The following is a 21,160-nucleotide window of genomic DNA, read 5'->3' as shown; positions in this document are numbered from 1 at the left end:
GCCACTGTGTCCGTGTCAGTCGGATTGGGAATGCCCGCACCGCCGGTGCCCGTACTCGCGCCACGTCGAAAGACCAGGCAGCTCCAGGTCGGGTCGGTGGGTGTCGGAAGCGAGAGCCCCATCTCGGTGCAATCGATGTGCACCACCAAGACCCACGACATCAACGCCACCCTGCAGCAGATTGCAGAGCTGACGGCGTCGGGTTGCGACATCGTTCGTGTTGCGTGCCCCACACAGGACGACGCCGACGCGCTGTCGATCATCGCCAAGAAGAGCCAGATTCCGGTGATCGCCGACATCCACTTCCAACCGAAGTACATCTTCGCGGCCATCGACGCCGGATGTGCGGCGGTGCGCGTCAACCCGGGCAACATCAAGGAGTTCGACGGCCGTGTCAAGGAGGTCGCCAAGGCGGCCGGTGACGCGAACATTCCGATCCGCATCGGTGTGAACGCCGGCTCTCTCGACCCGAGGCTGATGAAGAAGTACGGCAAGGCGACACCCGAGGCGCTCGTCGAATCCGCGCTGTGGGAAGCAGGCCTGTTCGAGGAGCACGGTTTCGGCAACATCAAGATCTCCGTCAAGCACAACGACCCCGTCATCATGGTCGCTGCGTACGAGCAGTTGGCGGCACAGTGCGACTACCCACTGCACCTCGGTGTCACCGAAGCGGGACCGGCTTTCCAGGGGACCATCAAGTCCGCTGTGGCCTTCGGGGCCCTGCTGTCCAAGGGCATCGGCGACACCATCCGAGTTTCCCTGTCGGCACCGCCGGCGGAGGAGATCAAGGTGGGAAACCAGATCTTGCAATCGTTCAATCTGCGCCCCCGCAAACTCGAGATCGTGTCCTGCCCCTCGTGTGGGCGCGCACAGGTCGATGTCTACACCCTCGCCGACGAGGTGACTGCGGGACTCGAAGGCATGGAGATCCCGCTACGCGTCGCGGTCATGGGCTGCGTCGTGAACGGGCCGGGCGAGGCCCGCGACGCCGACCTCGGTGTTGCGTCGGGCAACGGCAAGGGCCAGATCTTCGTCAAGGGCAAGGTCATCAAGACGGTCCCCGAAGCGCAGATCGTGGAGACGTTGATCGAGGAAGCGATGCGCATCGCCGAGGAGTTCGAGAAGGACGAGATCGCCAGCGGTGGCGCGCCGGTGGTCACCGTCAGCTGAGCGGGTACACCTGTTCGGCGTCCGGTTTGCCGCTCTGCCACCGGGGGAACACATTGTCTGGAATGATTCGCTTCAGAATCGGTGCGTACGCGGTAGGTGGGTCAGGAGGTCGGTAGGTGCTCAAGCTCCTCGGCGCGAAGCCTCTCGGTAATCGGGACGTCGCGCACGTGCTCCGGGTGCTCGACGCCGACCCCGTTGCAACCTGCATGGTTGCCGCGCGCGTGCAGGAATCGGGCCTCGATCCGAGGTCGTTCCACGGCGAGATGTGGAGCAGAGGCGGTCCGGACGAGTCGCTGTGCTTCTACGGTGCGAATCTGGTTCCGTTGCTCGGTTCCAGCGACGATCTTCGTTCCTTCGCGGACCGCGCGTGCCGTGGGCCGCGTCTGTGCTCGTCGTTGGTCGGCAGAGCGGAGTTGACGCTTCCGTTGTGGGAAATGCTCGAGACGGATTGGGGTCCGGCGCGAGAGGTACGCGGTGAGCAACCGTTGTTGGCCACGTCGGTACCGTCGTCCATCTCGCCTGATCCTCTCGTTCGGCTCGTTCGACCCGACGAGCTGGACGTGTATCTGACCGCAGCCGTTGCCATGTTCATCGAAGAGGTCGGCGTCGACCCGCGACTGAACGACGGCGGTAGGGGATACCGGCGTCGGATCGCCAGTCTCATTGCAGCGCAACGTGCCTGGGCCAGATTCGAGGACGGCCGCGTGGTGTTCAAGGCCGAGATCGGCTCGCAGTCCGGGACGGTCGGGCAAATCCAGGGAGTATGGGTGCACCCGGACCGACGCGGGCACGGCCTGGGTGCATCCGGAACGGCGACCGTGGTGAACTCGGTCGTCCGCCAGGGGCGTACTGCGAGCCTGTACGTCAACAGCTTCAACTACGTCGCGCGCCGGGCCTACGCGAAGATCGGTCTGACGCAGGTGGCAACGTTCACCACGGTGCTGCTGGACTGAGAACGGGCGCTCGATCGGCTTGTCCCGAAACGCGATTCGTTGCCGTGGTCGACGCACCGGCCGTATTACGATGGGGCGCAATGAGATCACGTGATGCGACCTGGATGCGCGGACGGCTGGGCGTGGTGACCGTGATCGGTGCCGTCGTCGGTGCCTGCCTCACCGGGTGTACACCCAAGCCCGACGGTCCGGAGCCCGCAGCTCAGGCATTCCTCGCGGCCTTCGAGGCCAACGACATCCCCGCGGCCGCCGCCGATACCGACAAGCCGGGCGCCGCAGCCACTGCGCTGAGCGAGGCGTGGACCAATCTGCAAGCGGAGGCCCTCGACGCCGAGACGACGTCGGTTCGAGTCGACGGCGACACCGCCACGGTCGGCTACACCTATCGTTGGCAGCTGCCCAAGGATCGGGTGTGGACGTACGACGGCCAACTGAACATGGGTCGGAGTGCGGGAGAGTGGGTGGTGCGGTGGACCGCCTCGGACATCCACCCGAAGCTCGGCGACACGCAGACCATGGCCTTGCGCTCGACGGCTGCACCACGCGCTCGCGTCAACGAGCGCTCCGGCACCGACGTCCTGGTGCCCGGGGTCGTACATCGAATCAAGTTCGACGCGTCGGCCGCGAACAACGTCGTGGCCTCGGCAACGGCGTTGTCGACACTGCTGACACCGTTCGACGCGTCGATCACGGCTCAGTCGATCGTGGAGTCTGCGACTTCCGTCGACGGCGACTACCCGGTGGCGCTGCTGCGAGACAGCGACTTCGAACCCATCTCGGCGGCGCTGACCGAGATTCCCGGTGTCACAGCGTCCGACGAATCGGATCTCGTGTCCACCGACCCCACCTTCGCGCCGGACCTGGTGGGCCAGGTCAAGAAGGCCGTCATCGACGACGTCGACGGCAAGGCCGGCTGGAGCGTGGTGACCAGCAACCGCAACGGCGTCGACATCGACGTCCTCACCGACACCCCGCCCGAGCCGGCACCGTCCTTCTCGATCAGCCTCGATCGAAATATCCAGGTCGCGGCCCAACGAGCAGTGAACGCCAGGGCCGAGCAGGCCATGACGGTGGTCATTCAGCCGTCCACCGGGGCCATCCTCGCTGTGGCGCAGAATCCGGCGGCCGATCGGGACGGACCGGTCGCGTCGGCCGGTCTCTACCCACCAGGTTCGACGTTCAAGATCATCACCGCCGGGGCGGCGATCTCCAGCGGACTCGCGACCCCGGGGAGCACCGTTCCGTGCCCCGGGCGTATCGAGATCGGCGAACGAAGCGTCCCCAACTACAACGAGTTCGCTCTCGGTGATGTGACCATGAGCACCGCGTTCACCCGGTCGTGCAACACCTCCTTCGCGAAGCTGGCGAGCGAGATGTCGCCCGACGCGTTGACCGTGGCCGCGTCCCAGTTCGGCGTCGGTCCGGACTACGACGTCGTGGGGTTGCCGACCGACTCCGGTTCGGTCCCACCCGCGGACGAACTCGTCCAGCGCACCGAGGACGGATTCGGCCAGGGCAAGGTGGTCGTCTCGACCTTCGGGATGGCACTGGCCGCCGCGACGGTTGCCCACGGCTCCACACCGGTTCCCAATCTTCTGGTCGGACGGGAAACCGCCATCACCGGCGATCATCCACCGATAGAACCTGCCATGGTCGACGGGTTACGCGGCATGATGCGCTCGGTGGTCACCAGCGGCACCGCAGAGCGCATCGCCGACCAGGGCGAGGTGTACGGCAAGACCGGAGAAGCAGAGGTCGAGGGCGGATCGCACTCGTGGTTCGTCGGTTACCGAGGCGACATCGCCTTCGCGACCTTGGTGGTACGCGGCGGCAGCTCGGACAATGCGGTCGCCGTCACCCGGGAGATGTTCGAGCAGCTTCCGCCCGGGTACTGAGCGCTGCGCCGGTGGGCCGGGTTCAGCCGGACAGCAGCCCGAGTCGACGACACGCGAGAACCGCTTCGTATCGAGTGTGCGAGTCGGTTTTTCGCATCACGCTGCGGAGATAGGACTTGACCGTTTCGGCACCGATCGACAGCCGTGCCGCGACTTCGACGTTGGTGCAACCGAGCGCGACCTGCGAGATGACGTCGATCTCGCGTGGCGTCAATGCCTGCGAGTCGCCGGAGTCGCTGTCCTGGTTCGCCGTCCGACCGAGCGTTGCTGCCAGTCGCGCGGTGACCGCGTCCAGTCTGTGTTTGACCGCCGCGTCTCCGATCGACCGAGCGAGCTCGGCGAGCTCGTCGTGCACACCGCGCAACTCGACCGTCCGCGAGAGGTGCCCGTCCGACGTGGCCCGCGCACTCTCCATGAGGCGCACCCTGCGGTCGACCTCGTCGCGGATGGCGATCTCCTGACCGAGGCGCCGGGCTGCGGCGGTCATGATGTCGCCGACTCGATCACCGAGGGGGCCGCGTTCTCGCACCGCCGCGTACATCACCATGCGGGCTGCTCCGGCGACGACAACCGGCACCGCCAGGATCGACTTGAGGCCCTCGCCGAGGACCGGCCGGTCGAAGTGGTGGGTGATCGACATCGACGCGCCGTAATCACTGACGGCCGCGGGCCGACGTTGGTCCATGACCCGGCCACCGAGACCGGACCTGGGCGGGATGGCGAGCCCGTCCAGCCCACGCGTGCGGGTGCCGTGAAATTCGCTCAGGTGCAGCGTTTCCGAGGACACTTCCCCGCCGAACACGACGGGCACGGCGGACGTCGCGGCGACCTGGCGTAGTTCGGCGCGAAGGGCATCGCCGTCCCGGGGGCGCAACAGACTGGAATGGACCACGACGCTTCCTTCCTCGGTTCGGGTACGTCGACGGCGAACGTGACCCAGATCATATCCCGTCGCGCGGTTGCGGATTCGGTGGCCTCGACCAGCAGCGCTGGTTCTTCTGGACACGGATGCGGCGACTACTCTGGACGGCATGTCTGTCACCGCCGAGAGCAAGCCCCGTCAGCCACTCGTGCCAGGCGTCGTCTCGCCCGTCCTCTCCGTGCCGAAGTCGATCGAGCGACCCGAATACGCGTGGAAGTCGACCGTGAACGAAGGCAGCGAGCCGTGGGTGCAGACCCCCGAGGTCATCGACAAGATGCGCGTGGCGTCGAAGATCGCGGCTCGCGCTCTGCAGGAAGCGGGCCGGGCCGTGGCACCGGGAGTGACCACCGATGAGCTCGACCGTATTGCACACGAGTACATGGTCGACCACGGCGCTTACCCGTCCACGTTGGGCTACAAGGGTTTTCCGAAATCGTGCTGCACCTCGCTGAACGAGGTCATCTGCCACGGCATCCCCGATTCGACGGTGATCGAGGACGGAGACATCGTCAACATCGACGTCACCGCGTACATCGACGGTGTGCACGGCGACACCAACGCGACGTTCCTGGCGGGTGACGTGTCCGAGGAGGCGCGCCTGCTCGTCGAGCGGACCCACGAAGCGACGATGCGTGCCATCAAGGCGGTCAAGCCGGGGCGCGCCCTGAACGTGGTCGGGCGAGTGATCGAGTCCTATGCGCACCGGTTCGGCTACGGCGTGGTGGAGGACTTCACCGGCCACGGCATCGGCACGACGTTCCACAACGGCCTCGTCGTGCTGCACTACGACCAGCCGTCCGTGGAGACCATCATCGAGCCGGGCATGACGTTCACCATCGAACCGATGATCAACCTGGGCACGATCAACGCCGAGATGTGGGACGACGGCTGGACGGTGGTCACGCACGACAAGAAGTGGACCGCACAGTTCGAGCACACGCTCGTGGTGACCGAGACGGGTTGCGAGATCCTGACACTGCCGTGAGCGGAGCCTGCGGAGTGAACAGAAGTCTGATACTGCCGTGAGCGGAGCCTGCGGAGTGAATAGAAGTGTGAGACTGCCGTGAAAGGCGCTCTGTTGGTCGCCGGCACTACCTCCGATGCAGGCAAGAGTGTGTTGGTCGCCGGCCTGTGCCGGATGCTGGCGCGGCGGGGTGTTCGGGTGGCCCCGTTCAAGGCGCAGAACATGTCGAACAACTCGGTCGTCACGTTGGACGGCGGCGAGATCGGCCGGGCTCAGGCGATGCAGGCGGCCGCCTGTGGCCTCGAGCCCAGCGTGCGGTTCAATCCGGTGTTGCTCAAGCCCGGCAGTGATCGGACGTCGCAGTTGGTGGTGCGCGGGCGTGCGGTGGCCCAGGTGAGTGCGAGCAACTACATCGAACATCGGCAGGCGCTCCGGCATGTGGTCGCCGACGAGTTGTCCTCGCTACGTGCCGAATTCGACGTGGTGATCTGCGAGGGTGCCGGTTCACCGGCCGAGATCAATCTACGCGCCACCGATCTGGCCAACATGGGGTTGGCGAGGGCGGCGTCGCTGCCGGTGATCGTGGTGGGCGACATCGACCGCGGGGGAGTGCTGGCACACCTGTTCGGGACGGTGGCGGTGTTGTCACCCGAGGATCAGGCTCTCGTGGCAGGGTTCGTGATCAACAAGTTTCGGGGTGATCCGGCTCTGTTGGCACCGGGGCTCGACCAGTTGCGGGCGTTGACCGGGCGGCCGACGTACGGAGTCGTTCCGTTCGCCGACGGGTTGTGGATGGACGCGGAGGATTCGCTCGGCACCGTTCCCGATGCGCCCGTCGGCAGGCCCCGTCCTCCGCTCGGCTCGCAGTGGCTGCGGGTGGCGGCGGTGCGATTGCCGAGGATCTCCAACACGACCGATGTCGAGGCGCTGGCGTGCGAGCCCGGAGTGTCGGTGCACTGGGTCACCGAGCCTTCTCGGCTCGAGGATGCGGATTTGGTGGTCGTCCCCGGCAGCAAGTCCACGGTGTCGGATCTGGAATGGTTGCGGCGCACCGGTCTTGCTCGTGCCCTTTCCGAGCGCGCCGCTGCGGGGAGGCCGGTTCTCGGCATTTGCGGCGGTTACCAGATGTTGGGCCGAACCATCTCTGATTCCGTGGAGTCGGGCGTCGGAAGGGTCGAGGGACTGGGATTGCTCGATCTCGACATCGAATTCGCGGCCGAGAAGGTACTCGTGCAGGTGAGTGGTCGTTCCGTCACATTCGGCTCGGATCCCGTGCGGGGGTACGAAATTCACCATGGACGAGTGGTCCGGAACGACGACGATGCGCTGCTGACGACCGCGGGGGGCGTCGGCGAGGGCAGTGTGCGTGGCGGTGTCGTGGGAACTCACTGGCACGGACTCCTCGAATCCGATGATTTCCGTCGATCCTTTCTCGCCTGGGTGGCAGAGAAGGCGGGTCGCGCGGGATTCGAGGTTGCGTCCGACACGTCGGTTGCGGCCCTACGGGAACAGCAGTTGGATCTGCTGGCCGATCTGGTGGACAGCAACATCGATATCGACGCCGTTCTCGATCTGATAGAGAACGGCGTCGACGGCTCGACGAGAAAGATCGTCACGCAGATGCTTTGAGCAAGCCCATCCAACTGACGGTCGAGAAGATCCCGGTGATCACGAGCGGAACGACCACCAGCAGAAGCACGCGTGGGGTGTCGGTGAAGAACGTCCCGACGTCGGGCCACCAGTTCTGCCACGTGATCACGATCGCGCCGCCTCCGAAGACGACGAGGCCGGCGAGTCCGAGCGTGAACAGACCGTTCGTGCGGAAGCGCCGGTAGACGACTCCGACGAACGCCCCGATGGACCCGATCAGCAGTAGCCCGATCACCAGAGTCAGCCACTGCAGGAGCGGGTTGTCGGTGGCGTAGCGGGCCAGACCGAACATGCGGATCTTCAGCCCGAAGCCGCCGGTCGCGGCTTCGACGACCGACAACAGGTAGACGATCGTGCCGAGGGCGACCGATTGTGCTACCCCCACCAGTGCTGTCGCAGTGAGGAATTCGCGACGTGTGATGCTCAGGCTCAGGGCGTACGGGAAGCACTGGGTGATAGCCGTGACGTAGAAGGCAATAGCGAACCCATACACCGAGAACACGCCGCCGCTGAAGCTGAAATCCGAATCGCTTTCCGGAACGACCGAGAAGATGCCGTAGGTGATCACGAACACTGCGACGAGAATTCCCAGGGGCCACGCGAATGTGGTTGCCCAGGAGGTGTTGTGGACCCGAGCTACGTTCAATATTCGCTTCATGACAAGGCCTCCTCGGCGGTGGTCGACTCGTGGATAGATCCGGAATGGGCAGTGGTTCGATCGATGATCAACTGCTGCAACGGAATCGGTTCGATGCTGAGACCGGACGCCACGCCGAGGGATTGCTGGTGATCGTTCAGTCGCCCGTCGATCGTCGCTCGGGCTGTCGAGCCGAGGGCAGTTCTGTGCAAGACTCGATGCTCTGCAGCGAACCGGTCGACGGCCTCGGTCGGACCGGTGATCTCGAATGCTCTCTCGCGCAGATCGTCCGACTCGGCGTCGAGCAGAATTCTTCCCTTGTCGATGAGAATCACGTGCTCGATCAGATTGCTGACCTCGTCTATGAGGTGTGTCGACAGAACGACCGTTCGGGGGTTCTCCGCGTAGTCGGCCAGCAGCCGGTCGTAGAACATGTGTCGTGAGACTGCGTCCAGCCCCAGGTAGGGCTCGTCGAAGAAGGTGAGTGGCGCTCGGGACGCGAGACCGATGACGATTCCGAGTGCCGACGTCATCCCGCGAGAGAGCTTCTTGATCTTGCGACCCAACGGGAGGTCGAAATCGCGCAGCAATTCGGCAGCGAAGTCGTTGTCCCAGTGCGGAAGAATGTGGGAGGCCTGCGCAATGGCGTTCTTGACCTTCAGATCGTCGGGATACTTCTGGCTTTCCTTGACGAAGCACACGTGACTCAGAGCGCGTGGGTTCTCCCACGGGCGTTCGCCGAATACCGAGATCTCACCATCACTTTCGCGCATCTGGGCGGTCATCATCTGCATGACGGTGGTCTTGCCTGCTCCGTTGCGGCCGAGGAAGCCGTAGATCTTGTTGCGTTCGACCTCGAAGCTCACGTCGTCGACGGCGGTGAACGAGCCGAACTTCTTGGTCAGGTGTGTGGCCGACGCAACGACGCGGCGGAGTTCGTCGGGCGTACCGATATCGTGGATGCTCATCGCGCTGCCTCCCAGTTGTCGAGCATGGTCTTGAGTTCGTCCACGGTCATTCCGAGCTTGCGTGCCTCGGTGACCAGCGGGTCGATGTACTGACGGGCGAACAGATCGCGTCGACGGAACCGGAGTGCGTCCCGTGCGCCTGTGGCGACGAACATTCCGATCCCTCGTTTCTTGTAGACGACGCCGTCGGCGACGAGCTTCGCGAGCCCTTTGCCCGCTGTGGCCGGATTGATGCGGTGGAACGCGGCGAGCTCGTTGGTGGAGGGAACCTGTTCTTCCTCGGCCAGGGAGCCGTCGATGATCGAGTTCTCGACGAGCTCGGCAATCTGCAGGAAGATCGGCCTGCCCTCGTCCATCAGAGCCACCGCCGCGGCGGCGAGGTTCGGTACCTCACTGGTTCATTACTCATGTAACTAACCATAGGACCGGTGCGTGGTTCTGGCAAGAGGCAGTACCGTCGTCCCCATGGAGTTCACGCATGTGAGTGCTGCGGGCGGGTCTGTTTCGGTACGAGTAGCGGGACCGGACAGTCGGCACGCCGTGCTCCTGTTGCCGGACATCGGCGATTCGGTCGATGTCTACGACTCGGTGAGCGAGCGCTTGCACAACTCGGATCTGAAAACCGTTGCGGTCGAAGACATCGACGGAGTGGGGTACGACGCTGTTCTCGCCTTGCTGGACGAGCTGAAGCTGTCGTGGGTCCACCTCGTCGGGAGCGGTGCCGGTGCGGAATCGGCCTGGAGACTGGCGGCGAAGACTTTCGGTCGGTTTGCCAGCCTCATCGCCGTGGATCGTTGCCACCCGGCGATCGCCGACCATCGGGGCATCGTGCGGGACGCCGATTGCCCCGCAATCGAGTTGCCGACGACGCTGGTCATCGGCAACTCCGAGATGCGTCCGTCCGCCGACAACAGCGGCCGCTTCGTCTACTCGGACTTTCGGGTCGTCGCGCTCGACGGCGTCGAACATGTCGCGGCCGACGCCCCGGCGGCGCTGGCCACGGAGATCGTGCTCCGCACCAGCCCCTGGTGATCGAAACCTACAGGTCGAGGCCCAGGAGGGCGTTCTCGACCACCTCGGGCAGTCCTGGGTGGATCCAGTACTGACCACGGGCCATGTCCTGGGCGGACAGTCCGAAGCTCATCGCCTGGATGAGCGGCTGGATGAGAGTCGGGGCCTGAGCTCCGATGATGTGAGCCCCGAGTATCTTGCCGGTGCCCTTCTCGGCGATGATCTTGCACAGCCCTTCGCTGTCCTCCATCGCCCAGCCGAAGGCGACGTCGCCGTAGTTCTGGACCTTCACCGTGATGTCGAGCCCTGCGTCTCGGGCCTGTTCCTCGGTCATACCCACCTCCGCGATCTGCGGATCGGTGAACACGGCAGCGGGAACGAAGCGGTGATCGTAGGTACGCAACGCGGACGTGTCGCCGTGCCAGGCGTCCTGCAACAGGTTGTGCTGGACGACGCGCGCTTCGTGATTGGCCACATGCTTGAGCTGATACGGCGAGGAGACGTCGCCGAGTGCGAAGACGCCCTCGGCGGTGGTGCGGCCGAATTCGTCGACCACGATGCGGCCCTCGTCGTCCAGCTCGATCCCGGCAGCACCGAGATTCAGTCGGTCGCCGTTGGGCTGGCGGCCGACGGCCACGAGAAACGCGTCTCCGAGGACCTTGGTGCCGTCCGAGAGTTCGACGCCGTGCAGTCCGCCCTCGGAAATCCCGCGCGTGTCACCGGAGTCGAGGTGAACGTCCCACTTGGCCCGGGCGAGCTCGGTGAATCGCTTCGCGATATCGGCATCCAACGCGCGCAGCAGCGAATCCTTGCGGGCGACGATCGACACCTTCGAACCGAGTGCAGAGAAGACGTGCGCGAATTCGGCTGCGATGTAACCGGATCCGAGGATCACGAGGTGTTCGGGCAGTGCCGGTAAACGCATGACGTCGTTGTTGGTGTGGTAGTCGACACCGGAATCTTCGATCGATTGCGGCACGATGGGACGCGAGCCGGCCGCGATGACGATCCGGTCGGCCGTGATGGTCGTGCCGGTTCCGGTGTCGATGGTGCGCGGCCCGACAAAGCTCGCGTGACCCTGGAACAGCGTCACGTTGGGGCTGCCCTCGGCCCGGTATCGCTTACCGCCCTCGGAGATGGGGTCGATGCGTCCGAAGACCCGCTCGACGATGTCCGGCCAGCGGACCGCGTCGACGTGTGCATCGATGCCGTACTTGGCGGAATCTCGCACGGTACGGGCGACCTCGGCCGCGTAGACGTACATCTTGGTGGGGATACAGCCGACGTTGAGGCAGGTTCCGCCGAACGTCGAATTCTCCTCGATCAGGGCGACCTTCTTGTCGTCGAACCTCTGATCGACGATCGAGTTTCCCGAGCCGGAGCCGATGATGACGACGTCGAAGTGCTCAGTCATGAAATGTGTCCGATCTCGGTGTGGTCCTTGCCCGACGCGTGGTCGGTCTTCTCTCCTCGGTGCAACCACTCGAGCCATTCGTCCATTTCCTCGAAGGCCTGGGCGCGAGGGCCCTCGGTGGACAGGAAGACGTCGTGGCGTGCGCCCTCGATGGGGACGATGGAGGTTCGATCACCCAGGCAGCCGGCCCAACGGGCGATCTGCCGGACGTCGAGAACGGCATCGGCCGCGTCGACGGCCGAGCTGTAGCGGCGAGAGAAATGCGTCACTTTCGAGCGAAGGATCAGCGAGGGAATTCCGATATCGAGGCCGCGGTGCAGCTCGGCATGCCCGTGCCGGACCGCACGAATCCAGCCGAAGGTGATGGGGAAGCCGGCGAGGGGTTTCCAGTCCAGGTCGTAATCCCACTCGCCCTGCTCCGATGCTGCAAGGGAAAGTCCGTAGGTGTCCAAGCCGCCCCCGGGAACCGGCGTCTTGGCCCGGAATCTGCCGATGACGTCGATCGCCGCGGTACCGACGCTACGTATCGCAGGCGGGCCCTGCAGGTCGAACCAGGGGCTGTTGAGGACGACGCCTGCCAGGCCCAACCCGGACGAGCCGCCTTCCTGACGGTTGAGACGGTTGAGCCACAGCGGCAACACGAGGCCACCGGTGGAGTGCGCCATCAGCAGCACCGGCGCGTCCGCGCGCTCGGCGCGCACCAGGCTCAGCGCCTCGTTCAGCTCGGCGTCGTACATCGCCAGATCGGTCACGAAGTGTGCAGTCTGGCCCTCACGGCGCGATCGTCCACATTTGCGCAGGTCGAGCGCGTAGAACGCGTATCCCTTGGCGGCGAAATGCTCGGCGATGTGTCGCTGGAAGAAGTAGTCGGTGAATCCGTGGACATAGATCACCGCGCGGTCGAAGTTGGCGACACCCGGCGGTTGATACCGCACCAGAGTGGCCTCGACCTGGCCCTCGCCGTCCGGATCGTCTCCGAGTGGGATGGTCGTCTGTTCGTAGCCGTCGCCGAGGACATCGGGAACCCAGGTAGTCACAGATCACAACTGTAGTGGGCGCCGCCGGCAGCGTCCGAGGAGCACAATCGAGAGCAGGTTGACGTGGTGTCCGATGGGGTAGGCCCAGCTAGTAACCTGACCGCATCGGGTGAGTAACCCTCTACAGAAGAGTTCTCGGACCGATACCGCCACCGGCCGAGACCTTTACAGACAAGGAAGTCGATTCTCCAGTGTCCACAGATGAGCAGGGTAAGCGGATCAAGACCGACGTCGTTCTGGTCGGTGCCGGAATCATGAGCGCCACCCTCGGTGCGCTGCTCCGTCAGCTCGAGCCGAACTGGTCGATCGACGTCTACGAACGTCTCGACGCCGCAGCGGCCGAAAGCAGCGACGCGTGGAACAACGCGGGCACCGGGCACTCGGCGCTCTGCGAGCTCAACTACACGCCGCAGAACAAGGACGGCAGCGTCGATATCGCCAAGGCGCTCAACGTCAACGAGCAGTTCCAGGTTTCGCGGCAGTTCTGGGCCCACGGCATCGAGACCGGCGTCCTCTCCGACGCCAAGAACTTCATCAACCCGATCCCGCACGTGAGCTTCGTGCACGGCGAGGACAACGTGAAGTACCTGCGGGCGCGCTACGAGGCGCTCGTCGGCAACCCCCTGTTCGCCGGCATGGAGTACATCGATTCCAAGGACGAGTTCACCGCGCGACTGCCGCTGATGGCTCGTGGCCGTGACTTCTCCGATCCGGTCGCGCTCAACTGGAGTCAGGAAGGCACCGACGTCGACTTCGGTGCACTCACCAAGCAGCTGCTGAACTACCTGTCCGCGGCGGGTGGCACCGTGCACTTCGGGCACGATGTGCGCAACATCACCAAGCAGTCCGACGGCACGTGGGACGTCAAGGTGGCAAACCAGCGCACCGGTGCCAAGAAGACCGTCAACGCCAAGTTCGTGTTCGTCGGGGCGGGCGGCGGCGCGCTGCACCTGCTGCAGAAGTCGGGCATCGCAGAGATCAAGGGCTTCGGCGGATTCCCCGTCAGCGGCGAATGGCTGCGGTGCACCAACCCCGAGCTGATCGAGCAGCACTCGGCCAAGGTGTACGGAAAGGCCTCGGTGGGAGCACCGCCGATGTCGGTGCCGCACCTCGACACGCGCGTCATCAACGGCCAGCAGGGATTGTTGTTCGGACCGTACGCGGGATGGTCACCGAAGTTCCTCAAGCAGGGCAAGATCACCGATCTGCCCGGCTCGGTCAAGCCGGGCAACCTGATGTCGATGCTCGGCGTCGGCGTGACCGAGCTCGGGCTCGTGAAGTACCTGGTGAGCGAGTTGGCTCAGTCGCAGGCCGATCGGGTCGAGACTCTGCGGGAGTTCGCGCCGACCGTCGTCGCCAAGGACTGGGAGCTGGTCACGGCCGGTCAGCGTGTGCAGGTGATCCGGAAGAAGGGACGCGGTGGCGTTCTCGAGTTCGGTACCGCTGTGGTCAACGCTGCCGACGGCAGCATCGCGGGCCTGCTCGGTGCCTCTCCCGGCGCATCGACAGCCGTACCGGCCATGCTGGACGTGCTGCAGCGGTGCTTCGGAGACAAGTACGACGCGTGGCAGCCCAAGCTCAAGGAAATGGTCCCGTCCCTGGGGGTCAAACTGGCTCAGAACAGCTCGCTGTTCGACGAGGTCTGGGCCTGGACCTCGAAGACGCTGGAGCTGGAAAGTTCGCGTGAGCTCGCACAGCACACGGGTGTGTGATAGCAAAAGGTATGAATACGCAAGCAGCAGCTCTCAAACGATCGTGGGCACTAGACCTGTCCAACAGCACGTTGTACGACCTGTTGAAGCTGCGTGTCGAGGTGTTCGTGGTCGAGCAGGCCTGCGCCTATCCGGAGTTGGACGGACGCGACCTGCTGACCGAGACGCGGCACTTCTGGCTCGAACGAGACGGTGAAGTGGTGTGCACTCTGCGTCTGCTCGAAGAGCACGACGACGGCGAGAAGGCGTTCCGTATCGGCCGCCTGTGCACCCAGCGCTCGGCCAGGGGACAGGGACACACCACGCGAATTCTGCGGGCCGCCCTGGCCGAGGTCGGTTCGGCACCGTGCCGGATCAACGCGCAGAGCTACCTCGTCGACATGTACGCCAAGCACGGCTTCCTGCCCGACGGCGAGGAAGTACTCGAGGACGGTATTCCGCACACTCCGATGCGTCGCGGTGGCGGCACCGCCTGGAGCGAGGCGTAACAGCCCGTTCGGATCCGAAGCTACGAATGCCACACACGTCCAGGCGTGTGTGGCATTCGTTCGTTCGGCGGTAGTGTTCCGTTCGAAGTCGAGTGCGGAGAAGTCCTGTGAGAATCAGGCGCGGTCCCGCCACTGTGATCAGGAGTGTTCTCCTGTCAGCCAGATCGCCGCCCGGCTTCGTGTAGTCCACCGAACGCTCGGCGCGGAACTCCGAGCACGAAGGGAATTGGTTGTGCAGCGAGAGAGCAGTGTCCCCGAACCGGGGTACCCGTTCAGTGCGATCGTCGGTCAGGATCAGCTGCGGTTGTCGTTGATCCTGTGCGCGGTGCACCCCGGTATCGGCGGTGTGCTGGTGCGCGGCGAGAAGGGGACCGCGAAATCGACGGTGGTTCGCGCGCTCGCAACTCTGCTGCCGGCCGTCGAGGACGAGGACGGTGCCCGCCCGGCCAAGCTGGTCGAGCTTCCGGTGGGAGCGACCGAGGACCGCGTGGTGGGGTCCATCGACCTCGAGAAGGTACTGCGCGACGGGGAACGAGCATTTCAACCCGGCCTGCTCGCAGCAGCACACCGAGGCGTGCTCTACGTCGACGAAGTGAACCTGTTGCACGACCATCTTGTGGACGTCCTGCTCGACGCGGCGGCGATGGGTCGCGTACACGTCGAACGAGACGGCGTATCGCATTCTCACCCAGCACAATTCGTTCTCGTGGGCACGATGAATCCCGAGGAGGGAGAGCTCCGGCCACAGTTGCTCGACCGATTCGGTCTGGCGGTCGAGGTCACCGCGTCGCGTGATGTGGACGTGCGCATGAACGTCGTGCGCAGGCGAATGAACTACGAGCGTGATCCCCAAGCGTTCGCGGCCGCGTACGTCGACGAAGATGCCGCCGTTGCAGCGCAGATCGTGGCTGCACGCACGATCCTCGACGATGTGGTGTTGAGCGACAAGGAACTTCGGCGCATCGCCGCGCTGTGCGCATCGTTCGACGTCGACGGTATGCGCGCAGACCTGGTGGTCGCGCGTACGGCCTCGGCCCACGCCGCGTGGCGAGGCGCGAGCGAGGTGACCGAGGAGGACGTGCGCGTCGCGGCCGAATTGGCGCTACCGCACAGGCGTCGACGCGACCCCTTCGACGAGCCGGGTATAGACGACAAGCAGCTCGACGACGCCATGCGCGACGCCGCCGAACAGGCCGAGCAGCAACCCGATCCCGAGCCGGAGCCGGATCCCGACGGTGATGGAGGAGCGCCGAAGCCCGACGCGGCGGATAATTCCGACGCGCCGTCGAGCACGGAATCCGACGCGCCGCAGGAACCGGCCGACAGCCAGGAGAAGGCCCCGACCGGTGCGGGCAGCGACCGGCAGGCAGGAACGCCGGGCGCGCAGTTCAAGGCGCGGCTCATCGAGCTTCCCGGGGTCGGTGAAGGTGCTCCGGGTAGGCGCTCGCGGTCGAGGTCCTCGTACGGACGGTCGGTTCGTCCCACCGTCGAACCGGGCCGGGGTCTGCATCTGATCGGTACGTTGTTCGCGGCAGCCGAGCAGCAGGTGGTGCGTGGGCGCACGTCCGGTCGGCTGCGACTGGCGCCCGAGGACCTGCGCGGAGCCGTCAAGGAGGGACGCGAGGGCAACCTCATCGTCTTCGTCGTCGACGCGTCGGGATCCATGGCTGCGCGAGATCGACTGTCGGCGGTGACGGGTGCGGTGCTCTCACTGCTCCGTGACGCCTATCAACGGCGCGACAAGGTCGCGGTCATCACCGTGCGCGGCACCGAGGCCGAGACAGTACTGCCGCCGACGTCCTCGGTCGATGTCGCTGTGACGCGGCTGCGAAAGATGAAGACCGGGGGCAAGTCTCCGTTGGCGCAGGGATTCCTGACCGCGCGAGAGTTGGTGCTGCGCGAGAAGGTTCGAGACCCGCTGCGGCGCGCGTTGGTGGTCGCTCTGACGGATGGGCGTGCCACGGGCGGCACCGATCCCGTCGGTCGGGCGCGAATCGCCGCCGGCCGCATCGCGGCGGACAAGATCGCGTCGGTCGTCGTCGACTGCGAGTCGGGCATGGTGCGCCTGGGATTGGCCGCGGACTTCGCCGGCTGTCTCGGAGGCGGATACGTGGCGCTCGCGGACCTGTCGGCCGAGCAGGTCACCGCCGTCGTTCGCGCAGCGGCGTAGGAGGACACGCGATGCCACAGGGAGTACCTGCTCCGGGAACCGTTCCGGAGGACGGCCTCACGACTCGTCAGCGCCGCAATCTGCCGGTGCTCGCCGTCCACACCGGTCCCGGCAAAGGGAAGTCGACCGCTGCGTTCGGAATGGCGTTGCGAGCCTGGAACCAGGGTTTCGACGTCGGCGTGTTCCAGTTCGTCAAGAGTGCGAAGTGGAAGGTGGGCGAGGAAGCGGCATTTCGTGCTCTGGGCGACGCGCACGAGAGCACCGGAATCGGCGGCGCTGTGGAATGGCACAAGATGGGCGAGGGGTGGTCGTGGACTCGCAAGAAGGGCAGCGAGGTCGACCACGCCGACGCCGCGGCCGAAGGCTGGCGTGAGATCGCACGGCGCATCGAGCAGCAATCCCATCGCTTCTACGTGTTGGACGAATTCACCTATCCACTCAAGTGGGGCTGGGTCGACGTCGCGGAGGTGGTCGAGGTGCTGACACATCGGCCGGGCAACCAACACGTCGTCATCACCGGCCGCGACGCTCCGCCGGAGTTGATTGCGGCCGCCGACCTCGTCACCGAGATGACCAAGGTGAAGCACCCGATGGATGCGGGCCGCAAAGGGCAGCGGGGCATCGAATGGTGAACCGGTCGTGTCCGGCCGTGGTGATCGCGGCACCCGCGTCGGGCAGCGGAAAGACGACGGTCGCCACCGGACTTATGGGTGCCCTGCGCGGTGCCGGCCGTCGGGTCGCTCCGTTCAAGGTCGGCCCGGACTACATCGATCCCGGTTACCACTCGCTCGCCGCGGGCCTGCCCGGTCGAAATCTCGACGCGGTCATGGTCGGTGCCGACCGCATCGGCCCACTGTTTCTGCACGGCAGCAGCGGCTGCGACATCGCGGTGGTCGAAGGCGTCATGGGCCTGTTCGACGGCAAGATCGACATGACCGGTCCGGGGGAGGCGTCCGCCGAGGGCTCGACCGCGCGAGTGGCGGCCATGCTCGGCGCGCCGGTGGTGCTCGTGGTCGACGCACGCGGGCACAGTCAATCCCTCGCCGCCGTGCTGCACGGATTCTCCACCTACGACTCGAGTGTGCGGATCGGCGGTGTGATTCTCAACCGCGTCGGCAGTGATCGGCACGAACAGGTGCTCCGTCAGGCCTGCGAACGAGTGGGTGTTCCGGTTCTGGGCTCCCTGCCGAGGATGAGTGAATTGGTCGTTCCATCACGGCATCTGGGGCTGATCACCGCGGTGGAGCACGGCGGTGCCGCTACCGATGCGGTCGACGCGATGAGTGCATTGGTCGCACAGTTCGTGGACATCGAGGCGGTCGAGGCTCTGGCGCGTTCGTCGGTGACCGTCCCGGCCTGGAACCCTGCGCTCGAGGTCAGACCGTCCGGCGGCGCACCGGTGATCGCTGTCGCCGGCGGCCCGGCGTTCACCTTCGGCTACACCGAGCACGTCGAACTGCTCAGGGCTGCCGGCGCAGATGTTGCGGTCTTCGATCCGCTGCGCGACGGATTACCCTCGGGCACAACAGGAGTGGTACTTCCCGGCGGGTTCCCGGAAGAACATGCCGCCGCCCTCGCGGCGAACGAAGTGCTACTCGCCGATATCAGGACAGCTGCAGCCCGCGGATTGCCCATACATGCCGAATGCGCCGGGTTGCTTTATCTCGCAAAGAGATTGGACGGCCACGCCATGGCCGGAGTAGTCGACGTCGACGCGGAATTCGGGAACACGCTCACCCTCGGATACCGCGATGCCGTCGCCCTCGAATCGTCGACGCTGTTCGACGCGGGTAGCCGCGTCACCGGCCACGAATTCCACCGAACGAAACTGGTGGACGTCCGAGAGAGCGCACCGGCGGCGTGGGGTTGGCACAAGCACGGGGTCGACGGCAGAACCGCCGCACGCGAGGGTTTCGTGCAGGGTGGTGTCCACGCGTCGTATCTGCACACACACGCGGCGGGAAGCCCCGAGTCCATCACGCGATTCGTTTCTGCCGCACACGATTACGCGTGCGTGTGAGGCGCGGCGTCGTCATCGGAATCGGCACCAGAGCAGGGGTCGGACCCGACGAGGTACTGCAGGCGATCACCGAGGTGATGCACGAGAACTGGTCGGTGGTGAGCATCGCATCGATCGACCGAAAAGCAGAACTGGTGGCAGCGATCGCGTCGAGAATGGGTGTTCGAGGAGCGACGTTCTCGGCGTCGGACCTGTCTGCAGTCGTCACCGAATCCGGGTCGGACCGGGTGCGAGACGCAGTCGGTACTGCCAGCGTCGCGGAAGCGTCGGCTCTGTTGGCCGGCTCGGCGCGGCGCCTGCTGGTTCCGAAGGCAGTCGGGGCCACCGTGGTCGTCGCGGTGGCCGCGACGGACGAAGAACCGGCGGATCTGCCGCACTGACTGGCGAAAGCGAGCCGACGAGGGCACTGTGGGTCGAATGAGTTCCGACAGTCTGGTTCTACTCGGCCCGATCGTTCGTTATGTCGGCACCGAGACCGCGACCCTGTGGTTCGAGATGGCGCACCCGTGCACCGTCACCGTCGTCACCGATGCCGGCGTCCGAGCATCGGAACGAACGTGGGGAGTGCACGGTCACCACTTCGCTCTCGTTCCTCTCGAGGGCCTGCCCGCCAACGCGCCGGTGAGCTACGAGGTGTTCGTCGACGAGCACAGGGTGTGGCCGGAGGACGGCAAGCGAGCCAGCATCCACACCGTGGACGCAGCGGGGCCGGTCACGCTCGCGTTCGGGTCGTGTCGGCGCGGCGACGATTACAGCGCGAAGTCTCTGAAGACGATCGGTGCCGATGCACTCGCCGGGCTCGGATCTGCCCTCATCGAGCAGGATCCGGGCCAGTGGCCCCAGGCCTTGTTGCTTCTGGGTGACCAGGTGTACGCCGACGACCCGTCGCCCGAGATAGTCGAACGACTGCAGGCGCGACGGGAGTCGGGAGAGGGACCGACCAGTGCCATCGGCACCGACGCGGAGAACGAGATCTGCGACTTCGAGGAGTACTCGTGGCTCTATCGGGAATCGTGGGGACTCGAGCCGGTGCGGACGCTGTTGGCGAGCATCCCGTCGTGCATGATTCTCGACGATCACGATCTGCGCGACGACTGGAATTCGTCGGCTTCCTGGCGTCGTGACATCGAGACCCGGCCGTGGTGGAACGACCGCGTGATCGGGGCGTACTCGTCGTACTGGGTGTATCAACATCTGGGCAATCTCTCGCCGAAAGAACTGGCGGGGGACGAGATGTACGCCGCCGTTCGCTCCGCCGAGACCGACGCGGATCGCGAGAAACTGTTGGCCGACTTCGCGTTACGTGTCGATCGAGCCCCGGAGACCGGCCGGTGGAGCTTCTATCGAGATTTCGGCGACACCCGTCTGATCATGATCGACTCACGCTGCTCACGAAATCTCGACCCCGAGAACCGCGAAATGGTCGACGAGAAGGAATGGGCGTGGGTCCGCGAGCGCGCACTCGAGACGACGCCCCGACACCTGCTGTTCGGATCGTCACTGCCGTACCTGATGCTGCCGGCACTGCATCATCTAGAACAGTGGAACGAGGCTGTGGCACAGGGGAGTTGGGGACCGAGGTCGGCCAAGGTGGCCGAAAAGATGCGAATCGGACTCGACCTCGAGCACTGGGCCGCATTCACCAACTCGTTCAACGACATGGCAGCCCTGACGCGTGAGCTCTCGCGCGGTGACGACAAGCCCGCGTCGATCATGTGGCTCTCGGGAGACGTGCACTGCTCGTACGTCGCGAACGCCGACTTCGGTGTCGGCGGGCGCGACGTGCCTGCGACGTATCAGCTGACGATGTCTCCGTTCCGCAATCCGCTGAATCTGCCGATCCGCGCGGTCAACAAACTTGCCGTCAAACGCCCGGCGGCGAGGATCCTGTCGAAGCTCGCGCGGGCCGCCCACGTGGGCCCGTCGGGTGTCGAGTGGCAGGCCGAGGCGGGCCCGTGGTTCGACAACGGGGTCATGCTGCTGACCCTGCACGGCGACTCGGCGCGACTGCAGGTCCACCATGCCCACGTCGACGACGCCGGGAAGCAGGTCCTGACACGAACGTCCAGCCTGGCGCTCGCCTAGAGCAGGCATCCCCGCCATGCTCGGGTGAAAACGATTGGCCATCGAGGGGCTTATGGGGTTGGCT

19 protein-coding genes and 1 riboswitch are annotated in these 21,160 nt (G+C 65.3%); of the genes, 13 read left to right on the top strand and 6 right to left on the bottom strand.

Annotated elements, in window-relative coordinates; translation table 11 throughout:
- The first annotated feature begins 6 nt into the window (after positions 1-6).
- The 3 genes from ispG (at position 7) to AB0O58_RS11010 (ending at position 4,018) form a co-directional block, all read left to right on the top strand.
- Entirely contained in the window at positions 7-1,170 is a 1,164-nt protein-coding gene (ispG, locus tag AB0O58_RS11020) for a flavodoxin-dependent (E)-4-hydroxy-3-methylbut-2-enyl-diphosphate synthase (protein ID WP_027496714.1), read from the top strand.
- A gap of 116 nt (positions 1,171-1,286) precedes the next feature.
- Complete coding sequence (locus AB0O58_RS11015) at positions 1,287-2,123, top strand: GNAT family N-acetyltransferase (protein ID WP_032366413.1); 837 nt, start codon at positions 1,287-1,289, stop codon at positions 2,121-2,123.
- 104 nt (positions 2,124-2,227) lie between these two features.
- Positions 2,228-4,018 (top strand): penicillin-binding transpeptidase domain-containing protein, encoded by a 1,791-nt coding sequence (locus tag AB0O58_RS11010; protein ID WP_366238202.1) that lies wholly within the window; start codon positions 2,228-2,230, stop codon positions 4,016-4,018.
- A gap of 22 nt (positions 4,019-4,040) precedes the next feature.
- On the opposite strand, the gene AB0O58_RS11005 is transcribed toward AB0O58_RS11010, so the two are convergent.
- Entirely contained in the window at positions 4,041-4,910 is an 870-nt protein-coding gene (locus AB0O58_RS11005) for a LuxR C-terminal-related transcriptional regulator (RefSeq protein WP_032390102.1), read from the bottom strand.
- A gap of 139 nt (positions 4,911-5,049) precedes the next feature.
- Here AB0O58_RS11005 and map point away from each other — a divergent pair, with 139 nt between their 5' ends.
- Positions 5,050-5,925, top strand: coding sequence for a type I methionyl aminopeptidase (map, locus tag AB0O58_RS11000; RefSeq protein ID WP_052057254.1), 876 nt, complete (start codon positions 5,050-5,052; stop codon positions 5,923-5,925).
- Positions 5,926-6,003: 78 nt separating this feature from the next.
- Entirely contained in the window at positions 6,004-7,533 is a 1,530-nt protein-coding gene (locus AB0O58_RS10995) for a cobyric acid synthase (protein WP_032372619.1), read from the top strand.
- On the opposite strand, the gene AB0O58_RS10990 is transcribed toward AB0O58_RS10995, so the two are convergent.
- From AB0O58_RS10990 to AB0O58_RS10980, 3 genes are read right to left on the bottom strand one after another with little or no spacing between them, the layout of a single operon-like run.
- A complete protein-coding gene (locus tag AB0O58_RS10990) occupies positions 7,517-8,212 on the bottom strand; it encodes a hypothetical protein (RefSeq protein WP_027496720.1) in 696 nt (231 codons plus the stop codon). The two genes, AB0O58_RS10995 and AB0O58_RS10990, sit on opposite strands and share 17 nt — an antisense overlap.
- Positions 8,209-9,159: an ABC transporter ATP-binding protein gene (locus AB0O58_RS10985; protein ID WP_366238184.1), complete on the bottom strand. Its 951-nt coding sequence runs from the start codon at positions 9,157-9,159 to the stop codon at positions 8,209-8,211. Before AB0O58_RS10985 ends, AB0O58_RS10990 begins: the two co-directional genes overlap by 4 nt.
- Positions 9,156-9,518 (bottom strand): GntR family transcriptional regulator, encoded by a 363-nt coding sequence (locus AB0O58_RS10980; RefSeq protein WP_366238201.1) that lies wholly within the window; start codon positions 9,516-9,518, stop codon positions 9,156-9,158. The genes AB0O58_RS10985 and AB0O58_RS10980 overlap by 4 nt, the downstream gene beginning before the upstream one ends.
- 106 nt (positions 9,519-9,624) lie before the next feature.
- Here AB0O58_RS10980 and AB0O58_RS10975 point away from each other — a divergent pair, with 106 nt between their 5' ends.
- Complete coding sequence (locus AB0O58_RS10975; protein WP_206497917.1) at positions 9,625-10,191, top strand: alpha/beta hydrolase; 567 nt, start codon at positions 9,625-9,627, stop codon at positions 10,189-10,191.
- 7 nt (positions 10,192-10,198) lie between these two features.
- On the opposite strand, the gene mtr is transcribed toward AB0O58_RS10975, so the two are convergent.
- On the bottom strand, positions 10,199-11,584 hold the full coding sequence (gene mtr, locus AB0O58_RS10970; RefSeq protein WP_366238183.1) for a mycothione reductase: 1,386 nt from the start codon (positions 11,582-11,584) through the stop codon (positions 10,199-10,201).
- Complete coding sequence (locus tag AB0O58_RS10965) at positions 11,581-12,621, bottom strand: alpha/beta hydrolase (RefSeq protein WP_032383400.1); 1,041 nt, start codon at positions 12,619-12,621, stop codon at positions 11,581-11,583. Before AB0O58_RS10965 ends, mtr begins: the two co-directional genes overlap by 4 nt.
- A gap of 191 nt (positions 12,622-12,812) precedes the next feature.
- Here AB0O58_RS10965 and mqo point away from each other — a divergent pair, with 191 nt between their 5' ends.
- The 7 genes from mqo (at position 12,813) to AB0O58_RS10930 (ending at position 21,096) form a co-directional block, all read left to right on the top strand.
- Positions 12,813-14,333: a malate dehydrogenase (quinone) gene (gene mqo / locus AB0O58_RS10960; RefSeq protein WP_027496726.1), complete on the top strand. Its 1,521-nt coding sequence runs from the start codon at positions 12,813-12,815 to the stop codon at positions 14,331-14,333.
- An 11-nt stretch (positions 14,334-14,344) separates the two neighbouring features.
- Positions 14,345-14,821 carry a GNAT family N-acetyltransferase gene (locus tag AB0O58_RS10955; RefSeq protein ID WP_027496727.1) on the top strand — a complete coding sequence of 159 codons (477 nt, stop codon included), beginning with the start codon at positions 14,345-14,347 and terminating at the stop codon, positions 14,819-14,821.
- Between the two features lie 51 nt (positions 14,822-14,872).
- Positions 14,873-15,008, top strand: a riboswitch (cobalamin riboswitch).
- A 39-nt stretch (positions 15,009-15,047) separates the two neighbouring features.
- Positions 15,048-16,991, top strand: coding sequence for a magnesium chelatase subunit D family protein (locus tag AB0O58_RS10950; protein WP_366238182.1), 1,944 nt, complete (start codon positions 15,048-15,050; stop codon positions 16,989-16,991).
- An 11-nt stretch (positions 16,992-17,002) separates the two neighbouring features.
- Complete coding sequence (gene cobO, locus AB0O58_RS10945) at positions 17,003-17,623, top strand: cob(I)yrinic acid a,c-diamide adenosyltransferase (protein WP_027496729.1); 621 nt, start codon at positions 17,003-17,005, stop codon at positions 17,621-17,623.
- Positions 17,617-19,011, top strand: a complete 1,395-nt coding sequence (locus AB0O58_RS10940) for a cobyrinate a,c-diamide synthase (RefSeq protein ID WP_366238181.1) — start codon at positions 17,617-17,619, stop codon at positions 19,009-19,011. The genes cobO and AB0O58_RS10940 overlap by 7 nt, the downstream gene beginning before the upstream one ends.
- Positions 19,002-19,391 (top strand): cobalamin biosynthesis protein, encoded by a 390-nt coding sequence (locus AB0O58_RS10935; RefSeq protein ID WP_052068864.1) that lies wholly within the window; start codon positions 19,002-19,004, stop codon positions 19,389-19,391. Before AB0O58_RS10940 ends, AB0O58_RS10935 begins: the two co-directional genes overlap by 10 nt.
- 37 nt (positions 19,392-19,428) lie before the next feature.
- Positions 19,429-21,096 (top strand): alkaline phosphatase D family protein, encoded by a 1,668-nt coding sequence (locus AB0O58_RS10930; RefSeq protein ID WP_366238180.1) that lies wholly within the window; start codon positions 19,429-19,431, stop codon positions 21,094-21,096.
- Positions 21,097-21,160 lie beyond the last annotated feature (64 nt).

Origin of the sequence: Rhodococcus sp. NPDC080181 (assembly GCF_040702225.1) — a bacterium.
Lineage (GTDB): Bacteria > Actinomycetota > Actinomycetes > Mycobacteriales > Mycobacteriaceae > Rhodococcoides > Rhodococcoides fascians.
Note: the sequence above shows the minus strand (reverse complement) of the source record. Positions and strands in the feature narration are given on the sequence as shown.

Coding starts and splice junctions, on each gene's coding strand:
- AB0O58_RS11010 (WP_366238202.1), top strand. CDS start 2,228: ATGCGCGGACGGCTGGGCGTGGTGACCGTGATCGGTGCCGTCGTCGGT.
- map (WP_052057254.1), top strand. CDS start 5,050: ATGTCTGTCACCGCCGAGAGCAAGCCCCGTCAGCCACTCGTGCCAGGC.
- AB0O58_RS10990 (WP_027496720.1), bottom strand. CDS start 8,212: ATGAAGCGAATATTGAACGTAGCTCGGGTCCACAACACCTCCTGGGCA.
- AB0O58_RS10985 (WP_366238184.1), bottom strand. CDS start 9,159: ATGAGCATCCACGATATCGGTACGCCCGACGAACTCCGCCGCGTCGTT.
- AB0O58_RS10975 (WP_206497917.1), top strand. CDS start 9,625: ATGGAGTTCACGCATGTGAGTGCTGCGGGCGGGTCTGTTTCGGTACGA.
- mtr (WP_366238183.1), bottom strand. CDS start 11,584: ATGACTGAGCACTTCGACGTCGTCATCATCGGCTCCGGCTCGGGAAAC.
- AB0O58_RS10955 (WP_027496727.1), top strand. CDS start 14,345: ATGAATACGCAAGCAGCAGCTCTCAAACGATCGTGGGCACTAGACCTG.
- cobO (WP_027496729.1), top strand. CDS start 17,003: ATGCCACAGGGAGTACCTGCTCCGGGAACCGTTCCGGAGGACGGCCTC.
- AB0O58_RS10940 (WP_366238181.1), top strand. CDS start 17,617: ATGGTGAACCGGTCGTGTCCGGCCGTGGTGATCGCGGCACCCGCGTCG.
- AB0O58_RS10930 (WP_366238180.1), top strand. CDS start 19,429: ATGAGTTCCGACAGTCTGGTTCTACTCGGCCCGATCGTTCGTTATGTC.